Annotated in this window: 14 protein-coding genes; 5 read left to right on the top strand and 9 right to left on the bottom strand. The window is 74.0% G+C overall.

Features of this window, described 5'->3' with window-relative positions; all coding sequences use genetic code 11:
• Nucleotides 1–58: 58 nt before the first annotated feature.
• Genes LV78_RS40795 through LV78_RS17105 form a run of 4 tightly spaced genes read right to left on the bottom strand, consistent with a single transcriptional unit; the run spans nt 59 to nt 4,605 of the window.
• Entirely contained in the window at nt 59–2,725 is a 2,667-nt protein-coding gene (locus tag LV78_RS40795; protein ID WP_308208726.1) for a YbaB/EbfC family nucleoid-associated protein, read from the bottom strand.
• Nucleotides 2,722–3,096: a hypothetical protein gene (locus tag LV78_RS17095; protein WP_253846220.1), complete on the bottom strand. Its 375-nt coding sequence runs from the start codon at nt 3,094–3,096 to the stop codon at nt 2,722–2,724. Before LV78_RS17095 ends, LV78_RS40795 begins: the two co-directional genes overlap by 4 nt.
• A 4-nt stretch (nt 3,097–3,100) precedes the next feature.
• Nucleotides 3,101–4,276, bottom strand: a complete 1,176-nt coding sequence (locus LV78_RS17100) for a bifunctional WXG100 family type VII secretion target/C40 family peptidase (RefSeq protein WP_253846221.1) — start codon at nt 4,274–4,276, stop codon at nt 3,101–3,103.
• 5 nt (nt 4,277–4,281) lie between these two features.
• The gene (locus LV78_RS17105) at nt 4,282–4,605 is read right to left on the bottom strand and encodes a hypothetical protein (RefSeq protein WP_253846222.1); all 324 of its coding nucleotides are present in this window, start codon (nt 4,603–4,605) and stop codon (nt 4,282–4,284) included.
• A gap of 281 nt (nt 4,606–4,886) precedes the next feature.
• On the opposite strand from LV78_RS17105, the gene LV78_RS17110 reads away from it, so the two are divergent.
• From LV78_RS17110 to LV78_RS42205, 4 genes are all read left to right on the top strand, one after another.
• Complete coding sequence (locus LV78_RS17110) at nt 4,887–5,291, top strand: hypothetical protein (protein ID WP_253846223.1); 405 nt, start codon at nt 4,887–4,889, stop codon at nt 5,289–5,291.
• A 241-nt stretch (nt 5,292–5,532) separates the two neighbouring features.
• On the top strand, nt 5,533–5,712 hold the full coding sequence (locus LV78_RS17115; protein WP_222840701.1) for a hypothetical protein: 180 nt from the start codon (nt 5,533–5,535) through the stop codon (nt 5,710–5,712).
• Nucleotides 5,687–6,199: a DUF6879 family protein gene (locus tag LV78_RS17120; protein WP_253846224.1), complete on the top strand. Its 513-nt coding sequence runs from the start codon at nt 5,687–5,689 to the stop codon at nt 6,197–6,199. Before LV78_RS17115 ends, LV78_RS17120 begins: the two co-directional genes overlap by 26 nt.
• Nucleotides 6,200–7,607: 1,408 nt before the next feature.
• Nucleotides 7,608–8,387, top strand: coding sequence for a tetratricopeptide repeat protein (locus tag LV78_RS42205; RefSeq protein ID WP_504923061.1), 780 nt, complete (start codon nt 7,608–7,610; stop codon nt 8,385–8,387).
• Nucleotides 8,388–8,405: 18 nt separating this feature from the next.
• Here the strand turns inward: LV78_RS42205 and LV78_RS17130 are convergent, their stop codons facing one another.
• Genes LV78_RS17130 through LV78_RS17140 form a run of 3 tightly spaced genes read right to left on the bottom strand, consistent with a single transcriptional unit; the run spans nt 8,406 to nt 10,139 of the window.
• Nucleotides 8,406–9,065 carry a DUF1707 SHOCT-like domain-containing protein gene (locus LV78_RS17130; RefSeq protein WP_253846226.1) on the bottom strand — a complete coding sequence of 220 codons (660 nt, stop codon included), beginning with the start codon at nt 9,063–9,065 and terminating at the stop codon, nt 8,406–8,408.
• 46 nt (nt 9,066–9,111) lie between these two features.
• Nucleotides 9,112–9,306 (bottom strand): DUF397 domain-containing protein, encoded by a 195-nt coding sequence (locus LV78_RS17135; RefSeq protein ID WP_372494931.1) that lies wholly within the window; start codon nt 9,304–9,306, stop codon nt 9,112–9,114.
• Nucleotides 9,303–10,139, bottom strand: coding sequence for a helix-turn-helix domain-containing protein (locus LV78_RS17140; protein WP_253846228.1), 837 nt, complete (start codon nt 10,137–10,139; stop codon nt 9,303–9,305). The genes LV78_RS17135 and LV78_RS17140 overlap by 4 nt, the downstream gene beginning before the upstream one ends.
• A gap of 101 nt (nt 10,140–10,240) precedes the next feature.
• Between LV78_RS17140 and LV78_RS17145 the strand changes: the two genes are divergently transcribed.
• Nucleotides 10,241–10,459, top strand: coding sequence for a hypothetical protein (locus tag LV78_RS17145; RefSeq protein ID WP_253846229.1), 219 nt, complete (start codon nt 10,241–10,243; stop codon nt 10,457–10,459).
• Here LV78_RS17145 and LV78_RS17150 read toward each other — a convergent pair.
• Both LV78_RS17150 and LV78_RS17155 read right to left on the bottom strand, forming a co-directional pair.
• Complete coding sequence (locus tag LV78_RS17150) at nt 10,456–11,439, bottom strand: Gfo/Idh/MocA family protein (protein ID WP_253846230.1); 984 nt, start codon at nt 11,437–11,439, stop codon at nt 10,456–10,458. The genes LV78_RS17145 and LV78_RS17150 overlap by 4 nt on opposite strands.
• A 3-nt stretch (nt 11,440–11,442) precedes the next feature.
• Nucleotides 11,443–16,776 carry a trypsin-like peptidase domain-containing protein gene (locus LV78_RS17155; protein WP_253846231.1) on the bottom strand — a complete coding sequence of 1,778 codons (5,334 nt, stop codon included), beginning with the start codon at nt 16,774–16,776 and terminating at the stop codon, nt 11,443–11,445.
• Nucleotides 16,777–16,796 lie beyond the last annotated feature (20 nt).

Here is a 16,796-nt window from a genome sequence, read left to right on the forward strand (position 1 = left end):
GACCAACGCCTTGCAGCCCGTGCGATGCGGGACCAGAGCCTACGGGGTCGATCTCCGACTACCGCCGCTGGCTGCGGAACCGGTCCCCTTCGTCTTCGGGGCGGGGCCCGCCGCGACGGCCCGGCGGGGGCGGCGGGGGCGGGTAGCCGCCCCGGTTCTGCCCACCGCCCTGCGGCCCGCCGGGAGGGGCCCACGGCTGCTGGCCGCCGTGCTGCTGCTGGTAGCCGCCGTCCTGCGGGCCCTGGTGACCGCCCTGGCCCGCGCCGCCCTGGCCGACGCCGCGCTGCCACGGCCCCGGCGGGACCGGGTTGGCGGGCGGCGGCGGGAACCGGCCGGGACCGCCGGGCGGGATCGTCCCCGCGCCGGGCGGGATCGTCCCCGCGCCGGGCGGGATGGTTCCGGCGCCCGGCGGGATGGTCCCCGCGCCGGGCGGGAGCCCCTGCGGGGGACGGGGCATCGCGCCGGGCGGACGGCCGCCGGGACCGCCGGGGCGGCCCTGCCTCGGGCCGGGGCCGCTCTGCGGCTGACCACCGCCCTGGAGGGGCGGCTCGTCGTAGGCGATCGTGGGCCGCCAGTCGCTGGCGTGCCACGCGGCGACGCGGTCGGCGGCCACCGGGGTGTCGGTGGCGAACGACTGCCACCGCTGGTCCATCGCGGCCACCGGCATCGCCGCGGCGGTGCCGGGCGGCGGCTGCGGCATCGACGGCGAGCGGGACTGGTCGGGGCCCTGCGGGAACAGCGGGTTCTGGGGCAGCTCGACGCCCAGGTTGCGCCGGGACGGGCGCCCGGAGGGCCGTCCCTGCGGACGCCCGGCGGGCTGCTGCCCCGAGGACGGCGCGGGCTGCTGCCCGGAGCCCTGCGCGGGAGGCGCCTGCTGCGCCGGGGACTGGACCGCCGAGACCTGCTGACCCGGAACCTGCTGACCTGGGGCCTGCTGACCCGGAACCTGCTGTCCAGGGGCCTGCGGCGCCGGGACCTGCGCCGCCGAGTTCTGGGCAGCCGGGCTCTGACCTGCCGAAACCGGCGCTGCCGTGCCCTGCACGGCGGGGTTCTGCGCTGCGGGGTTCTGGGCCGCCGGAGCCGGTGCCGCCGGGGGCTGCCCGCCGGGGGTGCTCTCGGCGCCCGCGATCACGGACGGCTTCCACTCCCACGGCTGCTCACCCGGCGCGCCGGAGGGCTGACCGCCCGCGCCGGGCCCGGACTGGGCGCCCACCGCGTGGTGCCTGCCCTCGCGCTGCTCCTGCCCGCCCTCGGCCTGCTCGGTCGAGCCGGGGAACGGGACCTGGCTGCCCTCGCGCTGCCACGGCGCGGTGCCGCCACCGGCCGAGTTCCGGTCGGCCGACGCCTGCCACGAGGAGGCGGTCGGCGGCTGCCACGAGGAGGCGGTCGGCGGCTGCCAGGCGTGCTCGGCCGAGGCCGGTGCGCTCTGACCGGCGCTCGCGGCGTCGGCCTGCGCGGAATCCGAGGCGCTCCCGGACGGCGCAGAACCGGACGGCGCAGAACCGGACGAGGTCGACCCGGCCGGGGCGGACCCGGTCGACGGCGGCACCGGTCGGACGATCTTGCTCGTGGCGTGCTCGGCGGCCTCCTCCTCGGCGCTCGCCTCGCGCTCCAGCTCGACGTCCAGCCCCAGGTCGCGGGCGCGCTTGAGCACGCGCTCCAGTCCGGGCGCGGGCTCGGGCTCCTCGTCCTGCTCCTGCCCGTCCCGCCCGGAGTGCTCCTGCTCGGCGCGTTCCCGCTCGGCCCGCTCCTGCTCGGCCCGCTCGCGCTCCTGCTGCCGCTCCCGTTCAAGGGCGCGCTCGCGCTCCAGCTGCCTGGCCCGGATCTGCTCCCGCTCGCGCTCCTGCGCCAGTTCCCGCTCGCGCTCCAGCTCCTCGGCGCGCGCCTTCTCGGCCTCGTCCCGCGCCAGCTGCAGGGTCGCCTGCTCCTGGGCGGCCTGGGCCTGCTCCAGCTCGGCCTGCTCCAGCTCCCTGGCCTCCCTGGCGCGCTGCCGCTCGCGCTCCTCGGCCCGCGCGCGGTCCCGCTCCTGGGTCTCCCGCCACGTCGGCACCCGCTCGGCCTGCTTGCCCGCCCAGCTCTGCCCCGGCGCGGAGCGCGCGGACGGCCACCCGGACCGCGACTGGGGTTCGGCCTGCCGCCACCCGCGCACGTCCTCGCGGCCCGACACCCGACGCGGGGTGTCCGGCTCCTCGCCCTCTTCCTGCCACTGGGAGGGGTCCATGACTCCCTGTTCCTCCGACTTCGCGGCCGACCACCCGCCAGTGTGCCCGGCCCCGCCCGATCCGGCACCGGTCCTAAGACCCGCGCCCGAAGCGCCGACCGCTCCGCCACCGCTCCCCGACCCACCGCCGGGCCCGTCCCCGAACCCACCGCCGGGACCGTTCCCACCGCCGGGCCCGGCGACGGCCTGCGGCCCCTCCGGCTGCGGCGGCGGCCCGGCCACCGCCTCCACCGCCGTGGCCACCGCGTCCCCCATCGCCTTCGCCAGCTCGTTGTACCCGGTCTGCACGGCCGCGTCGGTGGCGAGCCTGGCCGTCTCGGCGACCAGCACCCCGAGCTCCTCCGGCCCGCGCTCCAGCGCGGCGGGTTGGATCTTCAGGTCGCGCAGCACCCCGTTGGCCGTCGCGGTCACCCTGACCAGGCCGTTCGGGTGGGTGGCGGTGCCGGTCGCGCCCGCGAGCGCCGAGGTGAGCCGGTCGGCCGCGTCCAGGCGCTGCTCGTTCACCGCGTTCCCCTCAGGTAGCTCCCGTCACCGAAGTCCTCGTCGTCGCGCCGGTCGGCGATCGGTATGCCCGCCTCGGCCAGCCCGCCGGGTTCGGCGACCCCGGCCAGCGCGCGCTCGGCCACCGCACCGGCGGCAGCGGCGGCCCGCTGCGCCACGCGCAGGACCTCGGCCGCCAGCCCGTCGGCTCCCATGCTCAGCGCCGCGCGGCTGATCCGCACCTCAAGGGGCGGACCGCCGGGCGCGGTGACCACCTCGACCGCGCCGTCGGGGGACGACGCGCGACCGACCAGCGGCCCGGTCCTGGCCAGCTGGTCGGCGATCGCCCGCTCCGCGTCGGCGACCCGCCTGGCCACCCGCTCGACCTCGTCCACGCACTCAGCCCGTCGGTCGGTAGAACCCGTAGAACGCCATGCCGATGTTGTCGGTGCGGATGGGCCCCACCTGAACCGGATCGCCCGCTTCCACCAGCTGGCCGTTGCCGATCACCATCGCGACGTGCCCGTCCCACACCACCAGGTCGCCGGGCAGCAGCTGCCCTGCGGGGACGGACGCGCCGATCGTCTGCGACTGGGCGAGCCGGGGGATGTCCAGGCCCGCGCCCGCGTACGCCCACTTGGTCAACCCGCTGCAGTCCGTGCCCTGGGGAGGGTTCTGACCTCCCCAGACGTACGGGGTGCCCAGCGCGGACAGCGCGTTGCGGACCGCCTGCGCGGCGATCTCGTTGGGCGCCTCGGCGGAGCTGCCGTCGGGCAGGTTGACGCCGACGCCGGTGCCCGGCTGGGGCGGGATCGCGACCGGCAGCCGGGGCCCGACGCCACCGCCGCCACCCCCGCCGCTGTGGCCACCGCCACCACCCGCGCCACCGCCACCGCCGCCGCTCCCGCCACCACCGCCGCTGTCGGACGGCCCGGAGTACGAGGAGGGCTCCCGCGTGCCCGCGCCGTCCTGGGCGCTCGCCGCCGTGGTCGCGCCGCCGTTCTCCGCGCCGATGCCGTCGCCGACGCCGCCGAAGTCGGCGGGCTGGAGCGAGGCGAGCCGGTCGGCGACGGCCTTGAGCTCGTCCCTGAGCCGGTCCACCTCCTTGGTGGAGCGCCCCTGGTACTCGACGCCGCGCGCGGTCACGGCGGCGGTGATCCCGAGCACCGCGCCCCGCGCGCCGATCTTGTCCAGCGCCGCTGCGGTCGACAGCTTCGGGGTCGCCCAGTCGGTGAACTCGTCGATGAGCCGCTGCACGGAGGTGCGCCCGGACTCGACGGTGGACACGGCCGAGGTCGCCGCGTCCCGCGCGGCGGTGGCGTTGCGGGCGAGCAGGTCGACGCCGCCGTCGAACTTGGCCACCCGGTCCTGGAAGACGCCCGCCTTCTCGCCGTACCAGGTGCCGAGCACGTCGCGCGCCGCGCCGGAGTGCTTGCCGCCGATCTCCTCGAAGGCGGAGGCGGCCCTGCCGAGCGAGTCGGCCGCGCGCGAGGCGCCGCCGATGTCGCCCTGCAGCTTGGCCAGGTCGTCCTTCATCGGCTGGATGAGGGCCCCGATCAGCCCGGAGACGTCCACGGCGGTCAGACCCGGTAGGCCTGGTTCAGGGCGGCGCTGTTCCGCGTCTCCTGCTCGGCGTAGTCGGTCGCCGTGTCGCGCACGGCGGTGGCGAGCGCGTCGAGCGCCTTCGCCGCGCCTGCGGCCCCGTCGAGCTGCTGCTGGGCGACCCGCTGGAACGCGGCGGCCAGCCCGACCTCCTCGCCGAGCTTCGAGAAGCTGTCGGCGGACAGCGAGCCCACCCCGGACAGCGTGCCGGAACCGATCGCGGCCACCTCGCCGGAGAGCCCGGAGGCCGTCGTCCCGTAACCGCCGAGCGCCGCCGTGTCGACGCCGAACCCCTGTTCCACCCTGCCCCCTCGTGCCCGCTCGAAATCACCCTGATAGTGCCCGACAGCGCCTGCCCGCGATGGTCTTTCGACGCAGATCGCGCCCCGCGAACGGCGCTCCCGCGCACCACCGGGAGGTGATCCGCGCGGGACGGTCCGAGGAGCCGTGGGGACGCGCGGCGGCACCGGTCCGGCGTTGCCGAGGGCCACTCGCATTTTTACACCCGGTTGACGCGGCGGGGGACCCCTGGGAACGCGCGTGGGCGCGTCGGCGTCCGTGCGTGACGACGGGGTCGCGCCCCGTGCCGACCGGTCCCGCTCACCCGTTCGACGCCCTCAGGTTCGGCCGCGTGGACCGGGGGTACTCGCCCGCCATGACCACCTACACCTACCGGGCGCCGGTCGACCTGCCCGCGCAGCGGCTGTTCGAGTTCGTCGCCCGCCCGGAGAACCTGACCGAGCACCTGCCGGGCATCGAGCCCACCGGGGTGCGGGTGGACGAGTCGGTCCGGAGGGTCACCTGGGACGGCGGCGAGGCCGTGGTCACCGAGGACGGCGCCGGGTGCAGCCGCATCGAGGTGCGCCTGGAGGCCGAGCAGACCCCGGAGCGCCAGCGGGAGCTCCAGGAGGCGGTCGCCGCCCTGTCCCACCTGGCCGCCGCCGAGGTGGACAGCCAGGCCGCACGATCGGGTGATGGTTGGTACTAGGGCCGTCGACCCCGGTAGACCGGAAAACCACTCGTCTGGCCGCAGATCTGCGGCCAGGTTTTCTTTTCCCTCGAACGCGCGGACAAACATTTCCCCGGCCGACTCGGTCGGGTTATTGACCCTCCCAACCGCTGGTGCGAGCATTGCATTCAAGCCCGATGTTCGACCTCGCGGGGGGTTGGAAATGCGATTAGTGGGAACCGATCAGGCTTGCCAGGGCGGGAACTGCGCGGCGGTCTGGGTGGACGACGAGACCGGGGACCTGGTGTTGCAGGGCGCGCAGGTCACCGACCAGGATGCGCTGGCCGAGCTGACCGCCAAGAGCCCGCGCGCGCCGCACGAGACCGTGGTGCGCATTCCCGCCAGGATGCGGGACCTCGTCCAGGAGGCCTGTCGTGACCGAGCGACCGACGTTCGCTGAGCTGTTCGCCGGTTGTCGCACTTCTGCGGTGCACCTGGAAATGCGGGAGGTGTACGAACCCGCCGACCCGGCTTTCCAGGATTGGCTGTCCGGCGTCCGCGCGGACCCGGTCGAGCGCTTCCGCGACTGGTACGACCTCGTCGTCGCCACCGTCGCCAGGGGCGTGGAGATCCGCCGCGCCCGGATCGTCTCCGAACCGGTCACCGACTACATCCGGCACGAGCACGAGGACACCGCCGCGCTCAACGTCGCCGCAGGTGAGCGGGTCCGCTGGCTGCCCCGCCGCGAGGCCTCCGACCTCGCCCTGCCCGGCAACGACTTCTGGCTCTTCGACGACCGCCTGGTCCGCTTCGGCCACTTCGCGGGTGACGGCACCTACCTCGGCGACGAGATCACCGAGGCCCCCGAGGTCGTCGCCCTGTGCCGCGACGCGTTCGAGGCCGTCTGGGCGCGCGCCGTCGACCACAGCGAATACCGGCCGGGGTAGTGCCGTGCCGGACACCCCCGCAGGCGGCAACACCGCTTCCGGGGACAGCATCGAGTCGCTGCTCCAGGTGGGCACCCTCCACGGCGGGGTCGTCGTCACCGGCGCCGCAGCCGCCCCCACCGGGCCCCGCCCCCGCCAGCTCCCGCTCCGCCCGGTCCCGTTCGTCAACCGCAGGGTCGACCTCGGCAGGCTCGACCTCCTCCTGCGCCCCGCCCGCGCCCAGACCGGTTCCGCCCTGCTCGTCCTCGTCGGAGCACCCGGCGTCGGCAAGACCGCCCTCGCGGTGCACTGGGCCCACCGGGTGCGCGAGCGGTTCGCCGACGGCGCCCTCTACGTCGACATGCGGGGCTACGGTCCCGGCCTCCCGCTGGACCCGTCCGCCGCGCTCGACGGCTTCCTGCGCGCCCTGGGCACCCCGCCCGACCACATCCCCGACGACGAGGCCGACCGGGCGTCCCTCTTCCGGTCCCTCCTCGACGACAAGCACCTCCTCGTCGTCGTCGACAACGCGCGCTCCCCGCACCAGGTGCGCCTCCTGCTCCCCGCGTCCCCTCGCTGCTGCACCGTCGTCACCAGCCGCAGCGTGCTCTCCGGGCTGGTCGTCAGGGAAGGAGCCGCGAGGGTGACGCTGGACGCGCTGTCCCCGGACGAGTCGGCCGACCTGCTCGGCGAGCTGATCGGACCGCACGAGGTGGCCGCCGACCGCCCGACTGCCCTGCGGGTGGCCGAGTTGTGCGGTCACCTGCCGCTCACGCTCCGCATCGCGGGCGAGCGGGCCTCCGGGTGGCCGGGTCCCCGCCTGCCCCGGCTGGAGGCCGAGCTGCGCGACGAGCGGCAGCGGCTCGACGCGCTCGCCTCGCCCGACGACGAGCTCAGCGACACCAGGGTGGTGTTCTCCTGGTCGTACCGGGCGCTCGGCCCCGAGCTGCGTGCCGCCTTCCGCCTGCTGGGCCTGCACCCCGTGCCCGACGTCGGGGCCGACGTCGCCGCCGCCCTGTTCGGCGTCCCGCTCGCCGCCGCGACCAGGCGGTTGCGCGAGCTGGCGTCGGTGAGCCTGGCGCAGGAGCACCTGCCCGGCCGGTTCCGCGTGCACGACCTGCTGCGCGAGTACGCCGCCGAGCTGGTCGCCGCCGCGGACGCGGACGCGGCCGTGCGCAGGTCGGCGACCTGGCTCCTGCTCCGCGCGGACCGCGCCCGGCTGCGCATCCTCCCGCACTCGGCCGCCGCCCCTCCGCCGCCGCTCCCGGACGGGGTGAGCCCGCCCTCGGACTTCGCCGACGAGTCCGAGGCGCTGCGCTGGCTGGAGGACGAGCGCCCCACCCTGCTCGCCGTGCTCGACCAGCTCGTCGAGCGCGGCGAGCACGAGCTGGTGTGGAAGACGGCCGCCGCCGTCGACGGCTTCTTCGAGATGCGCTCCTACCGCGACGACCTCCGGCGCACCGCGCTCCGGGCGGTCGAGGCCGCGACCGCGCTCGGCGACCACCTCGGCGAGGCGCTGAGCCTGCTCACCCTCGCGGACGCCTGCTGGCGCGACGGCAGCGCCGACGAGGCCGTCGACCGCTACCACGCGGCGCGGGCGGCCGGACGCGCGGCGGCGCGCGAGGAGAGCGGCCGGGGCGTGCGACCGGACTGGGTGACCGGGTTCGCCGCGCGCGGCATCGGCCTGGTCCTGACCGACCGGGGGGACCACGCGGGCGCGCGCGGGCACTTCACCGAGGCGCTGGAGGTGTTCACCGGCATCGGCGAGCGGCGCGGCGCGGGCATGGCCCTGCTCAGCCTCGGCCAGTGCGCGGCGGGCCTCGGCGACTTCGCCGAGGCGGTGGCGCGCGGAGCCGAGGCCGTCCGGATCTTCGAGGAGCTGGGCGACACCTGGACCACGGCGTGGGGGCGGCTCGCCCTGGGCCGCAGCCTGGCCACCGCCGGGCGGACCGGTGAGGCGGTCGGGCAGTTCGAGGTCGCCGCCGGGGTGTTCCGCGCCTTCGGGGACGCGCGCAGCGAGGCGATGAGCCTGCACGCGCACGGCGACGCGCTGGCGTCGAGCGGAACCGGGGCGGTCGCGGGAGCCGGAACCGGGGCGGTCGCGGGAGCCGGGGCCGATGCCGCCGGGGAGCTGTGGGCGCGGGCCGCCGAGCGCTACGAGGAGGTCGGCGACCCGAGGGGGCCCGAGCTGCGGGCGCGGCTCACCTGACCCGCGCCCGCCCCCTGGTCAGTCCGTCAGCTCGCCCCGGTCGCTGCCGCGCTTGAGCTTCGGCCGCTTCGGCCGCCGCACCTCGACGCCGCCCATGATCGCCACGCCGGTGATCCGCACCACCGGGCCGCCGGGGATCGTCTCGGTCCGGTGGGTCTTGTCGTCGAAGCCGCCCATGATGCCCGTGCCGTCCACCTGCACGGTCACCTCCTCGGGCACGTAGATCACGATGCCGCCCCAGAAGCAGCTCGCGCTGATCGTCGTGTGCTGCTGGGTGAACCTCGCCCGGCTCAGGTCGATCTCGATGCCGCCCATGACCGCGATCGCGGTGTGCGTCGGCGGCACGACCCAGTCGCCCTTGCGCTCGACGCCCGACCAGAACGCGAACGAGGTCGACGGGCCCTGCATCGCCGACGGGTCGACCCGGTTCGCCAGCGACCGCTGCTGCTGGATCTGCTGCGCGGACACCTCGCCGAACGGCACCACGCCCAGGTCGGAGGTCAGCGGCACCAGCTCGCCGTACGTCTTCGCCGCGTACACCGAGGCCAGGCGCTCGTCCAGCTCGCCCAGGTCGATGCGGCCTTCGCCGTGCGCCTTCTGCAGGACCTGCGCCACGCGCTCGCGGTCGGCGTCGGAGGCGCGCATCTGACGGGGGTCCGGGACCAGCTCGTCGCTCACGGTGGTCAGTCTAGGAGGGGGAGGGGGTGCGGTACCCCCTGGTCGGTCACGATTCCAGGGTTGATTTCAGGGTTTGCCCCCATGCCGCTGCGGAGAAGCGCAGCACTGGGCCATTCGGGTTCTTGGAGTCCCGAACGGCTACTCCGTTCGGGGTGCGAGCCACCTCGACGCAGTTGGCCTGGGTGCTGTTGCTGCGACTTGACTTGCGCCAGTTCAGGCTCATCGAAGGCACTCCCGTCATGTCAACTTGCCAGCGTGCTTGGCGATCAGCGCCACCGACTCCTCGGGTGCCAGCGCCAGGGAACAGAGCTGTCGCCAGGCAAGCTTAGCGTTGAGCAGGTGCTCCTCCTCTTCCAGGAAACTGCTGGTGAACCGGGTTTCGACGTAGACGAGACTCGGTTGGTCGGGAAACTCCAGCCGCAGGAAGGGGCCGTCCAGGCCGGTATGAGCCGGGCTGTCCAGCGGCACCACCTGCACCTGCGTCTTGGCCCTGTTGGCAAGCGCCACCAAGTGGTGCAGCTGTGCCCGCATCATCTGAGGGTCGCCGAGCGGGCGGTGCAGCACCGCCTCATCGATGATCAATTGGACCTGCGCCTTGCCGATGACCGCCTGCCTGCCAAGCCTGGTCGCGACCAGTGCGTCCACCTCGGATTCCGACAACTGAACCGCGCTGCCCCGCATGATCGTGCGGGCGTAGTCGGAAGTCTGCGCCAGGCCGGGTATCAGGAGCGTCTCGTAGTTGTAGAGCGCCGAGGCCTGCCCCTCGAACTCGATCAGGTCTCGCCAATGGCCGGGCAACTTGCCGTGGATCGTGTGCCAGTTCCGCCCCTCGCCCGCGCTGACAAGGGCCATCAACTCCTCGCGCAGCTTCGGCGGGGCCTGGAGGAATCCCAGGATCGTGGCGACGTCGAAAGCTTGCAGCCCGCGCTTGCCCGTCTCCATCCGGCTGATCTTGCTCTCCGATGCCCCCAGTGCCCGTGCCACGTCCGCGCAGGTCAGTCCCCGTTCGATCCGCAGCGCCCGCAGCTCGGCGGACACCCGCCGTTGCCGGAACGAAGCCCCCTTGTGCGTCATGCCGCAGACTCTCGCGCCTTGCCAGGCGGGCAAGAAAGTGTTGATCACCCGAAAGTGGAGGCGCTTGCGTGCCCCGTTGGCAAGAAACCACCGTTCCCAGCATGGAATCACCGACCGAACAAGCCGTCGAGCGCACCTGGAAGATCAGCGGGGCGTACGCGAACTGGGAGCTCAAGATCGCCGTCACCCCGCCGAACAACGGCACGGCGATCGAGTGCCGCGAACCCGAATACGCCTCGCTCGTCGGCCACTTCCGCGTGCTGGTCAACGACAACGAGCTCAGCCACAAGCTCAACCTCGAAGACCAGGAGGGTGCCTAGGCCGTCGGCACCCGCACCGGAAGACCGGCCGCGCGGTAGATCGCGTCGACCACCTTCATGTTGGCCACCGCGTCCCGAGCCGTCGTCGGGAACGGCTTGCCGTGCAGCACCGCGTCCGTGAAGGCGTCCAGCTGGTACCGGTACGACGGCTTCCAGCCGAACCGCTCGTTCCTGGTGTGCCCGTCCAACCGCACCGCCATCCGGTGCCCGAACTGCGGCATGAACGGGTTCACCACCCGCAGCTCGCCCTTCTCCCCGATGACCCGCGCGGACAGCTTCAGCACCGCGCCCGACCACAGGGAGGCGTGCACGAACCCGACGTGCCCGCCGGGGAACACCAGGTCCGCCTTGACCGCCCGGTCGACCTTCCGGTTGCGCAGCCGCACCCGCGCGCTGCGCACCTCGGGCTCGCCGCCGAGCATCCGGACCGCGTTGACGGCGTAGCACCCGGCGTCCATCAGCGCGCCGCCCGCGAGGTCCCAGTCGTAGCGGATGTCCGAGAACTTGGGCAGCGGGAAGCACATCCGCGCCTCGACGTGCCGCAGCGCGCCCAGCTCGGGCAGCACCTCGACCATCCGCCTGGCCAGCGGGTGGTACCGGTAGTGGAACGCCTCCATGACCACGAGCCCGCTGGCGTCGGCCGCGTCGGCGACCCGCTCGGCCTCCTCGGAGTTCGCGGTGAACGGCTTCTCGCACAGCACGTGCTTGCCCGCCGCGAGCGCCTTCAACGTCCACTTGCCGTGCAGCCCGTTGGGCAGCGGGTTGTAGACGGCGTCGACGTCGGGGTCGTCGATCAGCGCCTGGTAGTCGTCCAGGACCCGCGGCACGAGGTTCTTGTCCGCGAACGCCCTGGCCCGCTCGGGGTCCCGCGCGGCGACCGCGACCACTTCCGCGGCGGACGACTTGAGTGCCGGCTTGACGAGAGCGGCGGGGGCGATGGCGGCAGCCCCGAGAACCCCGATCCGCACGCGGTCGCTCATGGGTCAGGAGGGTAGTGGCGGGGGCATGGGGGCGCTGTGAGGCAGGCGCCGGATCTCCGGGTAGTGGCGGTCGAGCTCGCCGACCTCGAAGCGGCAGGACTTGATGGCCCACCAGAGGAAAGCGCCGACGTCGCCGCCGTGCTTGTAGGAGCCGTCCGGGAAGAGGGTGGCCCAGCCCTCGTGGGTGGCGATGAGGGTGGCGACGAGGGCGCCGCCGGTGGTCCAGATCCGGGTGGTGCCGTCGACGCTGCCGGTGGCCAGGCGCGTGCCGTCGGGGGAGAAGGCGACGGTGATGACGATCTCGCTGTGCCCGGTGAGGATGGTCAGGGGTTCCCCTTCAGCGGTCCAGATCCGCGCGGTGCCATCGCTGCTGCCGGTGGCGAGGAACCTGCCGTCGGGCGAGTAGGCGACGGTGTGCACCCGCCGCGTGTGCCATATGAAGCTGGCGACCTGAATGCCGTCGATGGTCCAAGTGCGGGCGGTGCCGTCGTTGCTGCCGGTGGCGAGTCGCGTTCCGTCCGGTGACCACGCGACCGCCGTGGTGGGCCTGGTGTGCCCGAAGGTCGAGACGCGGGTCCCGTCGGGAATCCAGATCCGCGCGGCACCGTCGTGGCTGCCGGTGGCGATGAGCTTGCCGTCGGGGGAGAACGCCACCGAGGTGACCCAGTTCTTGTGCGTGCCGAGGAGGGCCAGCGGCATCCCCGTGGCACTCCAGACGCGGGCGGTCAGATCACTGCTGCCGGTGACGATGCGGGTGCCGTCTGGGGAGAAGGCGACCGCGTTCACCCGCTGCTCATGGCCGGTGAGTCTGGCGATCAGGGTGCCGCCATCGGTCCATACGCAGGCAGTGCCGTCGTGTCCGCCAGTGGCGATGCGGGTGCCGTCGGGGGAGAAGGCGACCGCGTTCACCCGCTGCTCGTGGCCGGTGAGGGTGACGATCAGCTCCCCGTCGACGGTCCAGATCCGAGCCGCGCCGTCGCTGCTGGACGTGGCGACGCGCGTGTGGTCGGGCGAGAAGGCGACGCTGGTGATGGTCCTGGAGCGGCTGGTCGGGATGGCGACCAGCGCGCCGTCCGTGGTCCAGGTACGTGCGGACTTGTCGCTACTGCCCGTTGTGATGAGCGCGCCGTCCGGCGAGTAGGCGATCGAGGTGATCCCGCCTTGGTGGCCGGCGAGGTCGGCGATGTGCGTGCCGTTCGCGTTCGAGACGTGCGCCATACCATCACTGCGGCCGGTGGCGATCTGCGTGCCGTCAGGTGAGTATGCGACTGCCGTGATGGGTCTGTTGCCGTCGATGACTGTGGCGATCTGCGTGCCGTCTGCGGTCCACGTGCGCGCTGTGCGGTCATCGCTGCCGGTGGTGATGTGCGTGCCGTCGGGGGAGTAGGTGACGGTGTTGATCCCGTTCCCGTGCCCGGAGAGGGTGACGACGTGATCGCCCCCGGCGGTCCAGACCTGCACGACGCCTTCGACGTTCGCGACTGCTATCCGCGTGCCGTCCGGCGAGTAGGCGATCGAGGTGATGCGCTGCCTGCCGCTGTGGGTGGTGACCAGCTCGCCCGCGTAGGTCCAGGTGCGCGCGGTGCCCTCCCTGGTCCCGGTGGCGATGTGCTTGCCGTCCGGTGAGAAAGCGACGGCAGTGACCGGGTGTCCGTAGTCCCTGAGGGTGGTGACGTGTTCGCCGTCGATCGTCCACACGCGTGCGGTCCGGTCCTCGCTGCCGGTCACCAGCCGGGTCCCGTTCGGCGAGAACGCCACCGAGGTCACCTTGCCGTCGTGGTCGCCGATGAATCGCAGCGACGAGTGGCTCTCCGCGTGCAGCAGCTCCACCTGCTTGCCGTGCGCGAGGGCGATGGTCTCCCCATCCGGCGAGTACGCGACGGCAAGCACGGCCGCACTGCGGGCCAGCATCACCTCGGCCCGGTCCCGCCCGCTCACCGCCGCCGCCCGCAGCTCCGGGTGCCCCTCGGTCCCGGTCACACCGAGCAGCGCCGCACCCTCCCACCGGCTCCCGTCCAAGGTCGCCCCGGCCAGGTCCCCGCCGATGACCCGCGCTCCCCGCAGGTCAGCCCCGGTCAAATCAACCCCGCACAGCCCGGTCCCGTCGACCCGCTGCCCGCGCAGGTCCGCGCCCACCAACCGCGACCCCCGCAGGTCGAGCCGTGACAGGTCGGCCCCGCGCAGGTCCAGCCCGCTCATGTCCCCGAGCCCGCTCCCGCCCAGCCGGTCGACCACCAGCAGCGCGTTCTGCTTCTCCTCCGCGCTCGCCAGCGCGCTCGCCGTCACCGCCGTCGCCCACCGCCGCGCCCGCCCGTGCCCGGCCAGGTCGCACAGGAAGTCCACCATCAGCCGCGACATCGCCCGCCCCGCGACCTCCGCCAGCCCCTCCCCGGCCCGCAACCGCCGCGCCGCCTCGTTCGCCACCAGCCACTCCATCACCGACCGGTGCACGAAGCCGAAACCGCTCTCGCCCGTCACCAGCAGCGTCCCCGAGCCGATCGCGTGCGCCACCTGGTCCTGCGTGTACCCGAGGTCCGCCACCTCGGTCAGCGCGGCCACCGCGACCTCGCCCAGCTCGTCCTCCTGGATCGCGTTCGCGCCCGTCGTCCACAACCGCGTCGCCAGGTCCGTGCACACCCGCAGCCGCTCGTCCTTGCCCAGCACCGGGAGCCCGTGCCGGTGCTCCTGGCGGGCCTGCTCGTGCAGCAGCCACGAGTCCACCAGCTCCTGGTACAGGTCAGCCGCGCTGATCGTCCCCTTGCGCTGCTGCACCTCCCGCAGCCGGTCCTCCGCCAGCTCCGCGATGAACGACAGCATCCGGGGGTTCCGCGACAGCCCCAGCAGGTCCTGGACCTCGTCCAGCAGCCGCAACCGCGCCCGCGCCCGCTCGTGGTCGCCGCCGTACCGCTTGGTCAGGAACTCCACGATCTGCTCGCGGGCGAAGTCCTCCAGCTCCACCACCCGGCTCGCCCCGGTCGCCACGACCTCGTCGCCCAGCGCCGTCAGCACCTGCGCGGCCGAGCGGAAGTGCTGGGTGCGGCTGGTCAGCACGACCTTCGCCTCGCCGCTGACCACCTCCAGCAGGGTGCGCAGGTAGTCGGCGGCGTTGTCGTAGCCGACCCGCAGCTCCAGCTCGTCGAACCCGTCGAACAGCAGCGCGACCCGCCCGCTGGCGATCATGTACCGGAGCTTGTCCACGTCGACCACGGCCACGCCCTGGCCGACCAGGGCGTTCGCCAGCAGCTGGTTGAGCGTCGGCGCCTTCTGCAACGTCCGCAGCTCCACCAGCAGCGGCGTCACCCCGCCCAGGTGCTCGGGCAGGGCGCGCGCGAGCTGCCGCAGCAGGAAGGACTTGCCGCGCCCGAAGTCCCCCAGCACCACCACGAACTGCCTCGCCCGCAGGCCGAGCCAGTCGAGCACCCGCGCGAGCAGGTCCGGTTCCACCTCGCCGGACGAGTGGCGGCCGACGACCCGGTAGCGCTGCGCGGTGTACAGGGCCTCGGGGTAGACCTTGTCGCGGGCCAGGGCGCTCTTGAGGCGCTCCTCCAGCGGGCCGAGGTCGAGCAGGCCCCGGTACTCGACCCAGCTGCGCGGTGACACGCCCCGGCGGGTCGCGCGGCCGACCAGATCCGCCGACGCGAGGCGACCGCTGTAGACGATCTCCGAGCGGGTGCCGGGGTCCTCGGCGGTGAAGTGGCGGTGCACGTCCACGACGAACGCGTCCACGTCCTGCTCGGTCAGGTCCCCGTCGACCACGCCCACCGGCCGGTAGTCCACGCCGCCGCCGGGGATCGGCAGGCCGACGCGCAGGTAGGACTTCTCCGGGTGCGGCACGGTGCTCGCGTCGGGGTGCGCGAAGCGGGTGGCCTCGACGACGCGGCCGAAGAAGGCGTTGCCGGACGGGGGCGGGGGGCTGTCCTGGGCGGGGTCGGGGCGGCGGCGCTCGGTGACGCGCCACGCGGCGCCGGTGGGGCTGATGCGGGTGTCGCCGGTCCAGCGGCCGTGCGCGAAGCGGCGGGCCTGGCGGGTGGTGCGGGTCGGGTCGAAGGAGACGAGCTGGTAGCCGTCGTTGGTGGTGGGGGCGGAGAACAGGTGGTGCAGGTCCGCGCGCCAGGTGGACTCGGGGGTTTCCCGGTGCACCGCGCCGAGCCGGAGCCGGTCGTGCTCGCGGAACCCGTCGAGCCACGTCCGGAACCGGGAGACCTGGTCGCGGCCGAGCTCGGCGGTGGCGCGCTCGTGGGTGTCGGCGGTGGTGGAGTTGAACCCGGCCACGACGACGGAGAGGTCGGGCACCTCGAAGAGGGTCCACGGCTCGTCGGCGGTGAAGGTGGGGGAGTGGCCGTCGTAGAACCGGTCGAAGGCGGCGGCGAACTGCTTCCACTTGGGCCAGAACGGGGGGACGGGGGTCTCGTCGTCGGCTTCGGCGGTGTCGAAGTAGGCCTTGCACGCCTTGCGGTTCACGTCGTGCGCGCCGGGGACGACGATCACGCGGTCGCGGGGGAGGTCGAGGTCCTCGGCGAGGTCGGCGAGGAGGTGGAAGGCGCTGGTGAACTCGGCCTTGCCGCCCTGCTCGGTGAGGTTCCCGGTGACGACGAGGAGGTCGGGCGGGGTGTCGGCGGGGAGGTCGCGGAGCAGGTCGTCGCCGGTGAACGGCCAGCTCCCGCCGCCCGCGCGGGGACCGGGGAGGTGCAGGGCGGTGACGAGGTCGGGGCGCTTGGCGGTGCGGCTGCTGCCGAGGGCGGACCAGCCGACGCGGAGCTGTTCGGCGGAGATGGCGTAGCTGTCCGGGGTGGAGGTCCCGGCGGTGGCGATGATGCCGACGACGCGGCCGGTGGCGTCGTCCCAGACGGGGCTGCCGCTGAAGCCGGGTTGGACGCGGAGGGCGGAGGTGGATTCGAGCTGGAGGTGGCCTCGGCTGTTGCGGCCCTTGACGAGGGCGTCCACCCAGGCGCCGTCGGGGCGGACGGGCTTGGCGGGGTAGCCGAAGATCCGGACGACGCTGCCGGGGCGGGGGAGGGTGGCGATCAGGCGGGCCGGGGGGACGTCCGGCGGGGGCGCGTCGAGGGCGAGGCCTGCGATGTCGTCGCCGGGGTCGCCTTCGCGGGGCGGTGGGGGCATCCAGTGGACGACGCGGGCGGTGGTGGTGTGGGGGCCGAACTGGAGGCGGATGGGCGCGTCGGGGCGGGCGGGGTCGCGCTCGTGGCGGCGGAGGGCGTGGTTGACGACGTGCGCGCAGGTCATGACCTTGCCGTCGGCCAGCAACACGGCCCCGCCGACGGGGTTGTCGTCGGCGTCGAGCACGCGGGCGGCGGAGCCGGGTAAGGCGGAGGGCTGCACTTCTCAGGGTTACCACAGGT

Source organism: Actinosynnema pretiosum (genome assembly GCF_024171695.1).
GTDB classification, from domain to species: domain Bacteria; phylum Actinomycetota; class Actinomycetes; order Mycobacteriales; family Pseudonocardiaceae; genus Actinosynnema; species Actinosynnema pretiosum.

Excerpts from the sequence above, each read along its gene's own strand:
- LV78_RS42205 (WP_504923061.1), top strand. The coding sequence starts at position 7,608 with ATGCGCTCCTACCGCGACGACCTCCGGCGCACCGCGCTCCGGGCGGTC.
- LV78_RS17135 (WP_372494931.1), bottom strand. The coding sequence starts at position 9,306 with ATGACGGGAGTGCCTTCGATGAGCCTGAACTGGCGCAAGTCAAGTCGC.
- LV78_RS17140 (WP_253846228.1), bottom strand. The coding sequence starts at position 10,139 with ATGACGCACAAGGGGGCTTCGTTCCGGCAACGGCGGGTGTCCGCCGAG.
- LV78_RS17145 (WP_253846229.1), top strand. The coding sequence starts at position 10,241 with ATGGAATCACCGACCGAACAAGCCGTCGAGCGCACCTGGAAGATCAGC.
- LV78_RS17150 (WP_253846230.1), bottom strand. The coding sequence starts at position 11,439 with ATGAGCGACCGCGTGCGGATCGGGGTTCTCGGGGCTGCCGCCATCGCC.